The sequence below is a fragment of the Prochlorococcus sp. MIT2308 genome (genome assembly GCF_059772345.1).
Genome location: NZ_CM186283.1, coordinates 1,500,266 through 1,513,687, shown reverse-complemented (window position 1 = coordinate 1,513,687; position 13,422 = coordinate 1,500,266). Strand labels below are relative to the sequence as shown.

The 13,422-nt window shown below is 33.9% G+C and carries 16 protein-coding genes; 10 read left to right on the top strand and 6 right to left on the bottom strand.

Annotated elements, in window-relative coordinates; all coding sequences use genetic code 11:
* Positions 1–11: 11 nt before the first annotated feature.
* The 5 genes from AC6EIW_RS08665 (at position 12) to AC6EIW_RS08645 (ending at position 3,247) form a co-directional block, all read left to right on the top strand.
* Complete coding sequence (locus tag AC6EIW_RS08665) at positions 12–1,193, top strand: GNAT family N-acetyltransferase (protein WP_498520258.1); 1,182 nt, start codon at positions 12–14, stop codon at positions 1,191–1,193.
* A 31-nt stretch (positions 1,194–1,224) separates the two neighbouring features.
* Positions 1,225–1,491: a hypothetical protein gene (locus tag AC6EIW_RS08660; protein ID WP_498520257.1), complete on the top strand. Its 267-nt coding sequence runs from the start codon at positions 1,225–1,227 to the stop codon at positions 1,489–1,491.
* Positions 1,492–1,568: 77 nt separating this feature from the next.
* Entirely contained in the window at positions 1,569–1,970 is a 402-nt protein-coding gene (locus tag AC6EIW_RS08655) for a DUF4346 domain-containing protein (RefSeq protein WP_498520256.1), read from the top strand.
* Positions 1,934–2,125 carry a cytochrome b6-f complex subunit PetL gene (gene petL / locus AC6EIW_RS08650; protein WP_498520255.1) on the top strand — a complete coding sequence of 64 codons (192 nt, stop codon included), beginning with the start codon at positions 1,934–1,936 and terminating at the stop codon, positions 2,123–2,125. The genes AC6EIW_RS08655 and petL overlap by 37 nt, the downstream gene beginning before the upstream one ends.
* 180 nt (positions 2,126–2,305) lie before the next feature.
* Entirely contained in the window at positions 2,306–3,247 is a 942-nt protein-coding gene (locus tag AC6EIW_RS08645) for a vitamin K epoxide reductase family protein (protein ID WP_498520254.1), read from the top strand.
* Here the strand turns inward: AC6EIW_RS08645 and nadB are convergent.
* Together nadB and AC6EIW_RS08635 are read right to left on the bottom strand one after the other, a co-directional pair.
* The gene (nadB, locus tag AC6EIW_RS08640) at positions 3,234–4,934 is read right to left on the bottom strand and encodes an L-aspartate oxidase (RefSeq protein WP_498520253.1); all 1,701 of its coding nucleotides are present in this window, start codon (positions 4,932–4,934) and stop codon (positions 3,234–3,236) included. The two genes, AC6EIW_RS08645 and nadB, sit on opposite strands and share 14 nt — an antisense overlap.
* A 13-nt stretch (positions 4,935–4,947) precedes the next feature.
* Complete coding sequence (locus AC6EIW_RS08635; RefSeq protein WP_498461992.1) at positions 4,948–5,586, bottom strand: DUF3120 domain-containing protein; 639 nt, start codon at positions 5,584–5,586, stop codon at positions 4,948–4,950.
* Positions 5,587–5,997: 411 nt separating this feature from the next.
* On the opposite strand from AC6EIW_RS08635, the gene AC6EIW_RS08630 reads away from it, so the two are divergent.
* The 5 genes from AC6EIW_RS08630 to AC6EIW_RS08610 all read left to right on the top strand — a co-directional run bounded on the left by AC6EIW_RS08630 (position 5,998) and on the right by AC6EIW_RS08610 (position 11,250).
* Positions 5,998–7,347 (top strand): TIGR03279 family radical SAM protein, encoded by a 1,350-nt coding sequence (locus tag AC6EIW_RS08630; RefSeq protein ID WP_498520252.1) that lies wholly within the window; start codon positions 5,998–6,000, stop codon positions 7,345–7,347.
* A gap of 88 nt (positions 7,348–7,435) precedes the next feature.
* Positions 7,436–8,962: a TolC family protein gene (locus AC6EIW_RS08625; protein ID WP_498520251.1), complete on the top strand. Its 1,527-nt coding sequence runs from the start codon at positions 7,436–7,438 to the stop codon at positions 8,960–8,962.
* A gap of 17 nt (positions 8,963–8,979) precedes the next feature.
* The gene (locus AC6EIW_RS08620; protein WP_498520250.1) at positions 8,980–9,798 is read left to right on the top strand and encodes an inositol monophosphatase family protein; all 819 of its coding nucleotides are present in this window, start codon (positions 8,980–8,982) and stop codon (positions 9,796–9,798) included.
* A 145-nt stretch (positions 9,799–9,943) separates the two neighbouring features.
* On the top strand, positions 9,944–10,858 hold the full coding sequence (locus AC6EIW_RS08615) for a YihY/virulence factor BrkB family protein (protein WP_498520249.1): 915 nt from the start codon (positions 9,944–9,946) through the stop codon (positions 10,856–10,858).
* Positions 10,859–10,920: 62 nt separating this feature from the next.
* Positions 10,921–11,250, top strand: a complete 330-nt coding sequence (locus tag AC6EIW_RS08610) for a hypothetical protein (protein ID WP_498520248.1) — start codon at positions 10,921–10,923, stop codon at positions 11,248–11,250.
* Between the two features lie 2 nt (positions 11,251–11,252).
* Here the strand turns inward: AC6EIW_RS08610 and xseB are convergent, their stop codons facing one another.
* From xseB to AC6EIW_RS08590, 4 genes are all read right to left on the bottom strand, one after another.
* Positions 11,253–11,504 carry an exodeoxyribonuclease VII small subunit gene (gene xseB / locus AC6EIW_RS08605; protein ID WP_498520247.1) on the bottom strand — a complete coding sequence of 84 codons (252 nt, stop codon included), beginning with the start codon at positions 11,502–11,504 and terminating at the stop codon, positions 11,253–11,255.
* A 62-nt stretch (positions 11,505–11,566) separates the two neighbouring features.
* Entirely contained in the window at positions 11,567–12,727 is a 1,161-nt protein-coding gene (gene xseA, locus AC6EIW_RS08600; protein ID WP_498520246.1) for an exodeoxyribonuclease VII large subunit, read from the bottom strand.
* A 34-nt stretch (positions 12,728–12,761) separates the two neighbouring features.
* On the bottom strand, positions 12,762–12,908 hold the full coding sequence (locus tag AC6EIW_RS08595) for a CAB/ELIP/HLIP family chlorophyll-binding protein (RefSeq protein WP_498510531.1): 147 nt from the start codon (positions 12,906–12,908) through the stop codon (positions 12,762–12,764).
* A gap of 100 nt (positions 12,909–13,008) precedes the next feature.
* On the bottom strand, positions 13,009–13,392 hold the full coding sequence (locus tag AC6EIW_RS08590; RefSeq protein ID WP_498461984.1) for a DUF8663 family protein: 384 nt from the start codon (positions 13,390–13,392) through the stop codon (positions 13,009–13,011).
* Between the last annotated feature and the right edge of the window lie 30 nt (positions 13,393–13,422).

Genomic DNA, 13,422 nt, shown 5'->3' with positions numbered 1-13,422 from the left:
ATATAAAAGAAATGAACAATATCAAAATTAAATGGCATTCATCAATCCAAGAGATTCCTAAAATCATTTGGAATAATTTCTTAAAAGAAAATTCAACTCCTTTTTATAAGTGGGATTGGTTAAATGCATTAGAAAAATCAAGAAGTGTTAGTGCAAAATATGGATGGCAACCATTATTTCTTTCTGCTTGGAGTGAAAATAATTTAATTGCATGTGCACCTCTATATCTTAAATCTCATAGTTATGGAGAATTTATATTTGATCATCCCTTTGTTCAATTAGCTCAAGACATGGGACTTCAATATTATCCAAAGCTAATAGGAATGAGTCCACTAAGTCCAATAGAAGGTTATCGCTTTCTTTTTGCAGAAGGGGTTAATAATATAGATCTCACAAATATATTATTCTCTGAAATTGATAGATTTGCTAAACAAAATAGCATTTTAAGTTGTAATTTTTTATATGTAGATCCTAAATGGATGAAAATAGCTGAATCTCTAGATTGCGCTAAATGGATCAACCAACAAAGTTTATTAAAATTGAATGACGAAAATAGTTTTTCTGATTTTTTAAAAAAGTTTAATTCTAATCAACGTAGAAATATCAAGAGAGAAAGAGAAAGCATAAAAAAATGTGGGGTAAAAGTTGAGCCTGTTAGTGGATCACAAATAAATGTAATAAATTTAAAAAAAATGCATTATTTTTATGAGCTTCATTGTTCAAGATGGGGAGTATGGGGGAGTAAATACCTGACTGAGTCATTTTTCACTGAACTTACATCAGCAGATCTCAAAGAAAATATTGTTTTATTTGAAGCAAAAAAAGAAGGAATTGATAAAACTATTGGAATGTCACTATGTGTTAAAAACGAAAATATGCTTTGGGGGAGATATTGGGGTTCAGAAGAAAATATAGATAATTTACATTTTGAAGCTTGTTATTACTCCCCAATTGAGTGGGCAATAGCAAATCAAATCAAATATTTTGATCCTGGAGCGGGCGGGAGTCACAAAAAACGAAGAGGTTTTATTTCTAAACCCAATGCAAGTCTTCATAGATGGTACAACTCACCTATGGACTCATTAATTAGAGAATGGCTTCCAAAAGCCAATAAATTAATGATTGATCAAATAAACGCTACAAACAATGAAGTACCTTTTAAGTTTGAAGAGCCAAAGCTATCAAATACATAGTAACTTCAGACAAATTACAGACTTAATCTTAATGACAGACAACAATTTACTAGATTCACCTGAGACAGATAAATCGCTTTCCACTGAGAAAGATGAAGTTGAGCCTAATGAAGAAAAACCTTTCTTTGCTAAAGGGATTTTTAGTTATAAAGATAAAGGGACTCAAGGTGTTATTACTCTATTTGGCTATGAACTAACAGCACCAGCAGGGCTAAAAAATCCAGGCGTTGTTTATTTATCTTTTATTTTTGTAAATCTACTTATATTTTTAATCTTAAAAAGCTTTATTTCAGGATAAATTTTTGAAGAAAAAGCTAAAAATTTAATGATATCAGATTACTTCTGTATCTTCTTTTTAATTTTTAAATTAAAGAAATGAAAAATCCAGATCGTCAAGAAGACTTAATTAAATCAATAAAGACTTTAGATGATAAATTATCCAAGCGACAAATAAAGCTTGACCCAAATGGTTATTTCTTAATAAAAATTGAACCAAAAACAAATGAGTTAATACTTGAACATTATTTAAATGATATTGATCAAAAAGGCCGAGCTATTGATCCAGAGTCAGGTGAGACAATTGGTTGTAAAACAAAAAGTAGAAATCAACCAAGCAATATTTATAGAGGAAAGAGTGCCAAGCAATTAGGTATTCAAATCTCAGAGGGTCATGGTCCATTCCCCCTTAGTCATTTAGATCATGCCATTTACATTGGTCGTGAATTACAACGAGCAGAGCAATGCCTGATAAATGGGAAACAATATATTCAAGATTAAAATTAATAAATTCAAAAGATAAAGCACTGATGTTCTATTATTATTTGAGAAATTTAAATCAAATGGGAATTCTATTTTACTTAGTTTTTGTTGGGGCAGGTCTTTCCGCAGCATTCTTGATTCAAAAAGCCCTTAAAGCTATTAAATTAATCTGAATCAATAAATCCCTATTATTAGTATTTATCAATTAAAGCAGTTTATATTTAATACCGATTCAAATATTTAAATGGTTCTAAAAATATAAAGAACATTGAACATGGTTTAGATTATTCAGCCTTTAAATGAATTACTCTTTAAGATAAATAAATAACTTTATCTATTCATATTCCACCTTCATGGGATCCTCAAGACTAAAAAGTCGACGACGCCAAGATTTGGGTTCAAAGTGGGCGAGAGTTGGTATAGCAATATTATCAACTGTAGGAATTATTGATACAGGATCAATAACATTGAACAAATGGGGATTAATAGGAAATTTAAACTGTCCAGGTGGATTAGGGGGGTGCGATAAAGTTTTAAATAGCCCTTGGGGAACTTTGATTCAAGCAAATAATTATTCTATTCCATTATCTTTAATGGGTTTAATCAGTTATTTTTTAATATTGTTAATGGCAATATTCCCGTTAATACCGATTCTAAAAAATAAGAAAAATAGTGTCTCAAAAATCGCATGGTGGGGCTCTTTTTATATATCTACATCGACTTTTATTTTTAGCTTAATTTTAATCTCAATTATGATATTTAAAATTAAAGCTTTCTGCTTTTTCTGTCTTCTTTCTTGTCTTATATCAGTTTCACTTCTATTATTAAATGTGTTTGGAGGCGGATGGGAAGATTATGGAAAGTTATTTTTCAGGGGTTTTATTATGTCAGTAGCCGTTCTTATGGCAGGCCTAATTTGGTCATCATCAGTTGATCCAACTACCCAGGAAGTCTCAAATAATATCCAAGGTACCCCACCTGCTGTAATAGCGATAAGTTCTCCTGAGAAAATAAAACTCGCAGAACATCTTACAAAAGAAGGAGCGGTGATGTACAACGCATATTGGTGTCCACATTGCCATGATCAAAAAGAAATGTTTGGAAAAGAAGCTTCGGAAAAATTAAATTTAGTTGAATGTGCAAAAGATGGGTTTAATAACCAAAGAGAACTTTGCGAGGCTAAAGGTATAACAGGTTTCCCTTCTTGGGAAATTAATGGCTCAATTGATTCAGGAGTGAAAAGCCTTAAAGAATTAGCCGAACTAAGTAATTACAAGAACACTAAAGATTTTTAGTCATAACAGTAAATTCGCTAACTGGTCTTGTATGAATATTCTTTCCTTTTACTTGACGTGTATGACATTTCCAAAAAGGAACTGAAGTAGGGTAATCATCTCTAAAATGCCCTCCTCTACTCTCTTTACGAAATAAGCAAGCCTCCAACATAAGCGAGCTAGATTTTTGTCGATTACTTAAATCGAGAAGCAAGTTAAGATCTCTCCTAGAAATTTCATCAAATCCATTAATTTCATCTTTTGACTGCGAAAAAACTAAATTTAATAAAGGCTCGTTTAAGAGATTTTCATGATCCCGTTTAACTTTTGAAAGAGCGGCAAACATTCCTTTTTGCGATCGATCCACTCCAGCTTCTCGCCAACATAATTGTCTGAGTTTTTCGATTTCTTTGGTTAAATAATTAGTTCCATCATTTCTAGAAAAGCGAAGGTTTTCTTTCTTAAAACTTGCATTACTTATTGATATAACTGGAGTTTCAAAATCATTTAATTCGATATTCCTCATTTGATTTGCAAAAACCAAACATTCCATTAATGAATTGCTTGCAAGCCTATTTGCACCATGAAGTCCTGTACACGCCACTTCACCTATCGCAAAAAGTCCTTTAATATTGGTTTGTGCCTTCAAGTTTGTAGCGACACCGCCCATCCAATAATGCGCAGATGGAGCAACGGGAATTACTTCTTTTAAAGGCTCTAGGCCAAGCTCTCTACACCTTTGAAAAATAGACGGAAAGCGTGCTTCTATATCCTCAACATCAATAGATTGCACATCGAGACCAATGTGATCAACTTTTTGCTTTTGCATAGCTTTAAACAATGCCCTGCTGACTTGATCCCTTGATGCAAGATCTTTCCCTTCAAGATGGTCGACAGGGCTCTTTCCGAATGAGTCCACTAAAACCGCACCCTCTCCTCTTAATGCCTCAGAAATTAAAAACGAGGGCGCATCATTCAATTTCAGAGCAGTCGGGTGAAACTGAAAAAATTCGAGATCTTCTATTAGAGCTCCAGCCCTCCACGCCAAAGCAATTCCCTCACCTGCTGCTTGAGTTGGATTTGTTGTATTAGCAAATAAATGGCCACCGCCACCAGTAGCTAAAACAACTGCCTTTGATTTGATCCAACGTAAAGCTGGTCCATCTAAAACTTGTACCCCTAAACACCTTCCCTTCTCAACCCAAATCTGAGTAACTCTTATTCCTCTTTGATGCAAAACATTTTCTTTTTGTTCAACCTGCTCATTAAGGACATCAACCAATGCCTTTCCAGTTCTATCTTTGACATGAAGCACTCTTCTATGAGTATGAGCAGCCTCAAGAGTTGTAGATAATTTTCCAGAGGTTCTATCAAATTCCATGCCTAGTTTCAAAAGTCTATCTACTAACCTCGGAGCACTTTCAACAAACATTTGAACTGCTTCAGGGTCACAAAGGCCAGCCCCCGCTTTCATTGTGTCCAATGCATGAACATCCACGCTATCTTCAATTCGAGTAACAGCAGCCATTCCTCCTTGTGCCCATCTACTTGAAGAGCGTTTACTAGTATTGCGATTTAACAGTAAGGTTTTCAAATTTGATGGTAATTCAAGAGAGGACATCAAACCCGCAGCGCCTGCTCCAATAACAATCACATCCCAATTAGTTGAGTAAATATCATTTTTATTAAATCCAGTATTTAAGTCCATAAAGTATTAATTTTCAGATCAATCCACTCAATTGAGGCTGAATTAATGTAGTCGCAAAAAATAATCCATCAACCCATAAGGTTGTTGTCAAAGCCGCACTAGATACAAGCCAAGCATCGGAAGATAATGGCTCACTTTTTGATTTTTGATTCATCCAATTTGCAATCAAAATTATTAAAAGTGCTGCAACTAAAATTGCAAATAAAGAAAAAGGTTCCAATAATTGTTCCGCTGTGAAACTCAACATTTTGGAGGCTTCTGAAAAAGGGGCGTCAACAACTTCGGGCCAAGCCTTCATGACACCTGTCAAAACAATCATCACATCTGTAAAAGCAGTGCCTAGTAATGATGCTAAATAGAAACTAGCTCCTATTTCCCATCGAGTCTTTAAAAGACTTATTGCTATTGGGAAAGCTATTGATTCAACAGGCAAATGCCACACAGGATGAGCTCTTAACCATCCCCAAAAGAGACATCCTCCTAACCAGCTCCAACTAACACCAACCAATAGAGAACCTACAGAGGACCATCTATTACTACAAAATTTGAGTAAATAAAATCCAAGAAAAAATATGAGGAAACTAAATAAAAAAGCTGAAAAAGGAAACACATGAACCCATGGAGCCTGAACAAAAACCGGCAGGACAACCATTGTGCTAGCCCAAAACTGCAATGTCCTTGACTTTGAGAGATAGGACGTTTCTTTATTTATGGGATTGGTGGTTTTGTTTGAGTAAATCAGAATTAATAAAACTGAGTTGGTTTTCAGCTCAACCTTCTATGAATTTACCTTTAAGTCGATACCCAAACCAAAATGTCTTCAGAATACAAAGAAGAAAGTTAAAAGAAAAATTCTGAAAAACATTTTTATTTTAATGATCGCAATGCTTTTCAAGGTCTCGTTTCTTAATCATTAGAAAAAGAGATGATTCAAAAAAGCTTCTAGAGTACTTTTTGTTGAAAATTTACTTATATTAAAAATAAATTAATTGTTCAAGATCAATTAATTTTTTTCATGCTACCCGAAAACTATAAAAGTGATTTCTCTTGTTTAGGAGCATAGATGAATACAGTAATGGTAAACAAAAACAAAATAAAACCTGCTGTTGTTTCCTCTGTCGAAGAGGGTTCAATAGGAGAGGAGCTTGGATTTGAAGCGGGAGATCAATTAATTAGTATTAATGGTGTAAAACCAAGAGATCTTATTGATTACAAATTTCTGATTGCCGAAGAAAATATTCAACTAAAAATATTAGATGACAAAGGAATAACACATACAATTGATATTGAAAAAGATTATGACGATGGGTTAGGACTTGCTTTTACTGAGGCTTTATTTGATGGATTAAAACAATGTAATAATCAGTGTCCATTTTGTTTTATTGACCAACAGCCTTTAGGGAAAAGAGAAAGCTTATACCTTAAAGATGATGACTACAGGCTAAGTTTTTTATATGGCTCTTATTTAACACTTACAAATCTTTCCGAGCAAGACTGGTTAAGAATTGATCAACAAAGACTTACTCCTTTATTTGTCTCAGTGCATGCAACAGAACCTTCTTTAAGGTCGAAATTACTTAGGAATCCTAAAGCTATTGAACTTTTAGATCAGTTGGCTTGGTTCTCAGAAAAGAGAATACAAATTCATGCTCAAATTGTTGTTTGCCCTGAATTAAATGACGGGAAAGCTTTAACAAAAACCATTAATGATCTATTTTGTTTTGCACAAGGAGATTTTCCTGTAGTCCTCTCAGCAGCAATAGTTCCAGTTGGGTTAACAAGATTCCGACCAAGTAATGATGGGCTAATACCTGTGAATTCTGTTTGTGCTACAAAAGTCATCAGTCAAATTGAGCCATTGCAGAAGAAATTTTACAAATCAACGGGCTCCCGTTTTGCCTGGTTATCTGATGAATGGTATTTGATAGCAAAGAAACCGTTACCTAAGCTCAATTCTTATGAAGATTTACCTCAAAAAGAGAATGGAGTAGGAAGTATTCGCAGTTTTCTTAAAGCAATGGATGAAGCGACAAGAAATCTTCCCATAAAAATTCATGAAAAGAGAACATGCAGCTGGGTTGTTGGCAAACTAGTTGAAAATGAATTACAGAAACCTTGTAAGAGACTCAATAAAATAAATAATTTCACACTTCATCTTTACGGAATTCCAAGTCCTTATTGGGGTCAAGAACAAATAGTGACAGGACTTCTAACAGGTCTAGATCTGGTAAAAGGCCTGCAAGGAAAAGAATTAGGCGATGAATTACTTCTACCGTCAGTCATGTTAAAACAAGGGGAAAAAATCTTTCTTGATGACATGACTCTTCAAGAGCTCTCTTCGTCACTTAATGTGTCTATAAGGATTGTCCATGATGCAGACGACATCGTGAACAAAGCACTTTGTAAAGCATAATTGCTTTATTGAATCCATCTCAGTTTTTCTTATAACTATGAGGAGAGTGAAGAGAAAATTCCTAATCTTTGCCGGTTTATTTATATCTGTGATAAATCCTTTATGGGCCACAAGTTCGCAAAAAATAGTTTCTAAAATAAGGTTTCAAGAAGAATTAAGTAAAAATCAAAGCCAAAAAACACAAGGGTTATTACATGAATTAACTTCACCTAAAGATCTTTTTAGGCCATCTAGGCCCCGTGAAGTATTAGTAAAAACCTATAAAAATGTAAATCTCAATCAGTTAGAAACTATTCTAATAAACAATAATCGAACTATAAAAATTTACTTAGAAAAAGTTGATCAAGCAAAATCAATATTAAAAAGTTCGTTATCTTCCTGGTACCCAACATTAAGCCTAACAGCGAATGGCCTTCCTCAATACTTTTCCTCTAATAATTACAATGAGTCAAATTTAATAAAAGATACTACTAGTAAACAATGGAGCTCAACTATTAATGCACAAATTAAATGGGATTTAATTAATCCTGCAAGAGTTCCCGAAATAGCATCAGCTAGAGATAGTTTTGAAAAGTCAAAATACACCTACTCTATAATTCTAAGAGATTTAAAATTAGAAGCTAAAAAGCGCTACTTTAATCTTCAAAAGGCAAATGAAGAAATAAAAGTTGCAAATAAATCTATTGAATCATCAACACTTGGATTAAGAGATGCAGAGATCAGATTTGAATCTGGTATTGGTACAAAATTAGAAGTTCTCGAAGCTAAAACACAATTAGCCAGAGATCAACAATTATTAAACATTAAATCAGGAGAGCAAAAAATTGGTCAAAGATCTCTTGCTGAAATACTTAATTTTCCAGTGGATGTCACACCTTTGATTGGTTCAAAAACCCAAGTATTAGGTGTATGGGACTTATCATTAGAAGATAGTATTATTGCAGCTTATGATTCACGTGAAGAACTTGACAGTATCCTCTTAGATATTTCAATCAATAATAGCAATGCCAACGCTGCTTTAGCTGCTAGCCAACCAAAATTAAGCTTAGTAAATACATTTACCTCTTCATTTGCAAAAGGTGAGTTAAATCAAGTTTCTCCAAACACTAGTAATAGATCCTCTAATCTTTCTAATACAATTGGTCTCAATGCTACATGGTTTATTTTTGATGGAGGTAATTCAAAATCTTTATACAAATACAATAAAAGCAAAGCAAAAGAAGCAAAGCTAAATTTTGCTTTACAAAGAGCTCAAATCAGAAAAGAAGTTGAAGAAGTTTTCTTCAAATTAGAATCGGCCAAACTAAATATATCTGCTTCTTATGTAGAAGTTTTATCTGCAAGAGAATCTCTAAGACTTGCCAAGCTTAGGTACAAATCAGGTATTACGACACAGCGAGAAGTTGTAAATAACCAAAGAGATTTAACCGATTCCGAGGTTCGTTATATTATTTCTGTAACTACCTATAACACTTTATTAGCTGATTTAAGTAGTCAAACTGGTTTAGATAACATCAAACCATGTGATATAAAAGTCAATCAAGAAAATTATAGAGATTTAGATAATAAATCAAATCTCTACGAATCGAACTTAATTCCTTTATGTCAGCTATAGCTTTTAACTGAATTACAATGAGTCAAAACCTGATATCTACCCCTCTGAGCAATTCTCAATTAATGTCAATTCATCACCTAGTTGATGAGGTGGGAAGACGCCAGCTTCAAGATTTTGGTCAAATCAACTCTGACATAAAACCCGATGGAACACTGATTACAGAGTGTGATAGGTGGAGTGATAAAACAATAGTTAAAGGTCTAGCAAAAATTGCTCCAGGTGAGGGCGTCCTTAGTGAAGAAGGCAAGAAGTCAATTCCTAGTTCAAATGAATATTGGGTAGTTGATCCGCTTGATGGCACGACTAATTTTGCAGCAGGCATACCATACTGGGCAATATCCATAGCGCGTTTCACCAATGGGGAACCTGAGACTGCCTTTCTTGACATACCAGCTCTAAAAAAAAGAATTTTTGCCATAAGAGGGAAGGGAGTTTGGCTCAATAAAAAACCACTGAAGTCTGAATCTCGTTTCAAAAAAAATAGTGACTGCATTTCACTTTGTAGCCGGTCCATTAAGGTTTTACAAATGAAACCAGAGCAGTCTTTCCCAGGGAAAATAAGATTATTGGGGGTTTCAAGTTTAAATATGACTAGCGTTGCTGTGGGTCAAACAATTGCTGCTTTGGAGGCAACACCAAAAATCTGGGATATTGCGGCTGCGTGGTTAATCCTCGAGGAACTTAATTGTCTCATTAATTGGTTGGGAACCAATCCAAAAGATATTAGCCCTGGGACAGATCTTACTTCTGTGAATTTCCCATTACTAACAGCATCATCTAAAGATCAATTGCTCAAGATGCTGCCCTGGGCTACAGCACTAATTCAAGAAAGTTAATGCAATATAACCTTTTTATTTTTCAATCAACAATAAAATATATCCCACTAAAGCAATCTATGAATTTAAATCTACCGATTCAACCAAGAAAAATCTCCTCCCTACCAAGTACCGTATTAGTAAACATAAACACTCAAAAACCAAAGTGGTCTTGAACTACAGTAAAAAAACAAGATGGTTTTTTAGTAGCCTTTGGAAAGCTTATGAAAGATGGTCTAAATGTGATTGTGTCGATTTAAGTGCAGCATTTGCTTACTACACTCTGCAGTCATTTTTCCCAATATTACTGATATCTCTATCAGTTGCTTCATGGTTTTTAGGAAAACAGCAAGGCTTAGATCAACAAATTATTGCTTTGGCTGCTCAAGTTTTACCTCCTTCAGTTGTTGGTCTAGTTGATTCAACTTTAGTAAAATTAGTTAATCAAGGATTTGGAGCTGGAATACTTGGAGCAATGTTCTTAATGATCACTGCAGGCAATGCCTATCTAACATTACAAAGAGGAGCAGATAGATTATGGGAGGACGTTCTACCAGTTAAATCAAAACCTGATCCACTTAAAATTCAAGCATTTAGATTTATCCGAAACCGAATAGAAGCTTTTTTTGTGGTTCTCTTGGTAGGTTTTTTAATGGTCATAGATCAAATCAGTGCAAATATTCGAATGATCCCTGGCGCCGTTTTGGAAGAATTAGCAAATACGACACCTTGGATTGAAAATGCGATGTCAAAAATACCGGTTCTTCAAGTGGGGCAATTCATACTTCCATTAATAGGTTTTTCAACTATGGCTCTACTTTTGCAGGGCTTACTTCCTAGTAGAAGAGTTCCTTTGAAACCACTAATACCAGGAGCTTTTATGATTGGAACCTTACTAACTATTTTAAATTTAGCGGTTAGTAGAAGTATCCTCTCTTTGGGGTCAAGGTTTCAAGCTTATGGATTCATCGGAGGAGTCTTAGTATTGACTCTTTGGGTTTGGATGGTAGGAGTCATTATTTATTTTGGTCAGTGTTGGAGCGTTGTAATTGCAAGCATGCGTCGCAATCGATACGTTTAAACATCAATTAAACAAGCATCAAAATTTAAATTACAATATATAAGTAGATATCTTAAATACTCATGAACAAGCCATCTTCATTAATTTGGATGGTCTGTATTGTACTTCTCATTTTTCCTACACCAGCTGGAAAACTCATTATTGATTTAGCAGGCGGAATATTCATTTTAATTACATTAATACCACTATTATTAGCAGGGGTAGGATGGTTTTCTTGGAAAAGAATCCAATCAAAAATACAAAAATGTGATTCTTGTGGCTCAAGCTTTTTAAACAATCAGAATATTTGTCCAATATGTGGGGCAAATATTAACAATAGAAAGGATATTCTTGAAAACATACCAGCAAGTGCAGCAACAATTGATATTAAATCGGAGGATATAGGTATATAAAATTAGTCTAGTTTTATAAACGTAGAATTAATTTCATTAATCTCTTGCTCAACAACTTGCAGCAGTTCCTCGCAATGTTTAAGAAGTAAGTGACCTTTGACATAATTAATTTGAATTTTGTCTAGTGAAATATTGTCATCCTGTATATTTGTTAAAATGGATTCCAATTCAGAGATAGATTCTTCATAACTTAATTTTTTAATATCTTTTTTAAAAGCTTCTATAGTTTTAATGCTGGCAACTTTTTTTGACATTGATAATTTTTTAGTACCCTCATCTTCATATTAAATATGATCAAAAGGTATTATTTAATAATTTATATTTTACTATAATTGATACTTTTAACCTCTGCAGTGATTTCCCCATCCAAAAATTTAACTACGAGCTTATCTTTTGCCTTCACACTTTGTACACTATAAATCGAATTACCTTCCTCATCATTAATTAAAGCAAAACCTCTTTTCAACAATTTATCAGGGGACAATGCTTCGAAAAGCTGATATATATACTTTAGTTTTGCTCTTTGATTTTTTATTAATAGCTGAGGAGAATGAGATAGAAAAAAAGATTTTTTTGTATTTAAAAAATTTTTTTTGTTCTGAACACGAATTTTAAAATAGTTATTGAGAGTTTTCTTATTTTGTAAAAATTTATTTTTTTCAATGTCTCTTGAAGGTAAGAGATCAACAATTGCAGCAGTTGGAGTAGCAGATCTATGGTCTGAAACAAGATCAGAAACTGTTAGATCATCTTCGTGGCCTATTCCTGTAATTACAGGGATAGGAAATTTTGCAATCTCTCTAGCAATAATTTCAGCATCAAACAACATTAAATCTTCTCTATTACCTCCTCCTCTGCCAATAACTATCGCATCTAAAGCTAATTTATTTTTCCTCAATTTACTTAAAATTGTCTTTAGTTCAGATTCATTATTACCTTGAACTGGAATAGGAATTATGTACAGTTTTGTCAAAGGCCATCTTTCCTTAGCAGTTCTAAGCATATCGGCTAATGCAGAGCTTGGAACACTTGTAAGAATTCCAATAGAATTTGGATATTTTGGTAATTTTCTTTTTAATAAATCATCTATCAAACCTTCTTTAATAAGCTTGGATTTAACTATTTCGAACTTCTTGAGAATAGTAGAAATACTTGCTCGAATATCAAAAACTTGTACAGATAATCTTGCTTGGGATTCCCAAAAATTTAATTTTCCAACAATAACAACTCCATCGTCCTCCTTGGGTAGAAATTTTAAAGACTTGATTGTTGATGACCATGCAACTGCATCTACGCTTGCCTTTCCATCAGTCAAAGTCAACCATAAATGACCTTTTTTTATTTGAGATTTAGAAACAGTCGCCTGAAGTATAAATTTCGGTGCGAATCCCCTAGATAATAATAAACCAATAGATTCATTTAATTCTTTGACACTATATGTAGGTAGAGATTGTTTGTGTGTTTTAAAATTAGTCAAACTATGAAAAATAAAAAACTAAAAATTAGTTTTTTCAGCCAATTCCTATCTGAGTTAAAATTCCCTGGCCAGTTAACAACTCTGTCGTCAATCCTATTAATATACCCATCATGGCCAAACGGCCATTCCATATTTCCGCAAAGTTGACAAACCCATAACGAGGCTCGAAGTTATCTTTCATTTGTAAATCAAAATCAAACCAATAATACTAAAGAAATGCTCCAAATGAGAAAACAGAAAACTTAACTATTGAAATTAATTTATTTTTTAAAATTAATAACCTATCGAACATGTTTGGCTCCATCAACCGGATGATAGTCCTCGCCGGTTAGTTCCTCATAAATAATTGCTGGCAATCCAGTTTCAAACATAGTTTGCAGAGCTTCTTTCAAATAGGGATTCCATCCACCGGTACTAACTTCGCCATGGCGTACTGTCCAATCCCATGTTCCTTGTAGATCTCTGGGCATTCTTCCTTCTCTGTCCCGTCTCGCAACCAAATCAAGTGACTCTACCAACCCAACTTGAATAGGATCTTTGCCATAAGATGGGGTGAGACTTAGCTCAAGCCTCACTGGATCTTCCTTTAATAATCTGAGACGAAACCTAGGAGGTAACTTCATATTTTTCAAAACTGCAGCGACTATGCGGGTTCGTTGTTCCAAAATTAAAACCTCATTGAGAACTATTTAATG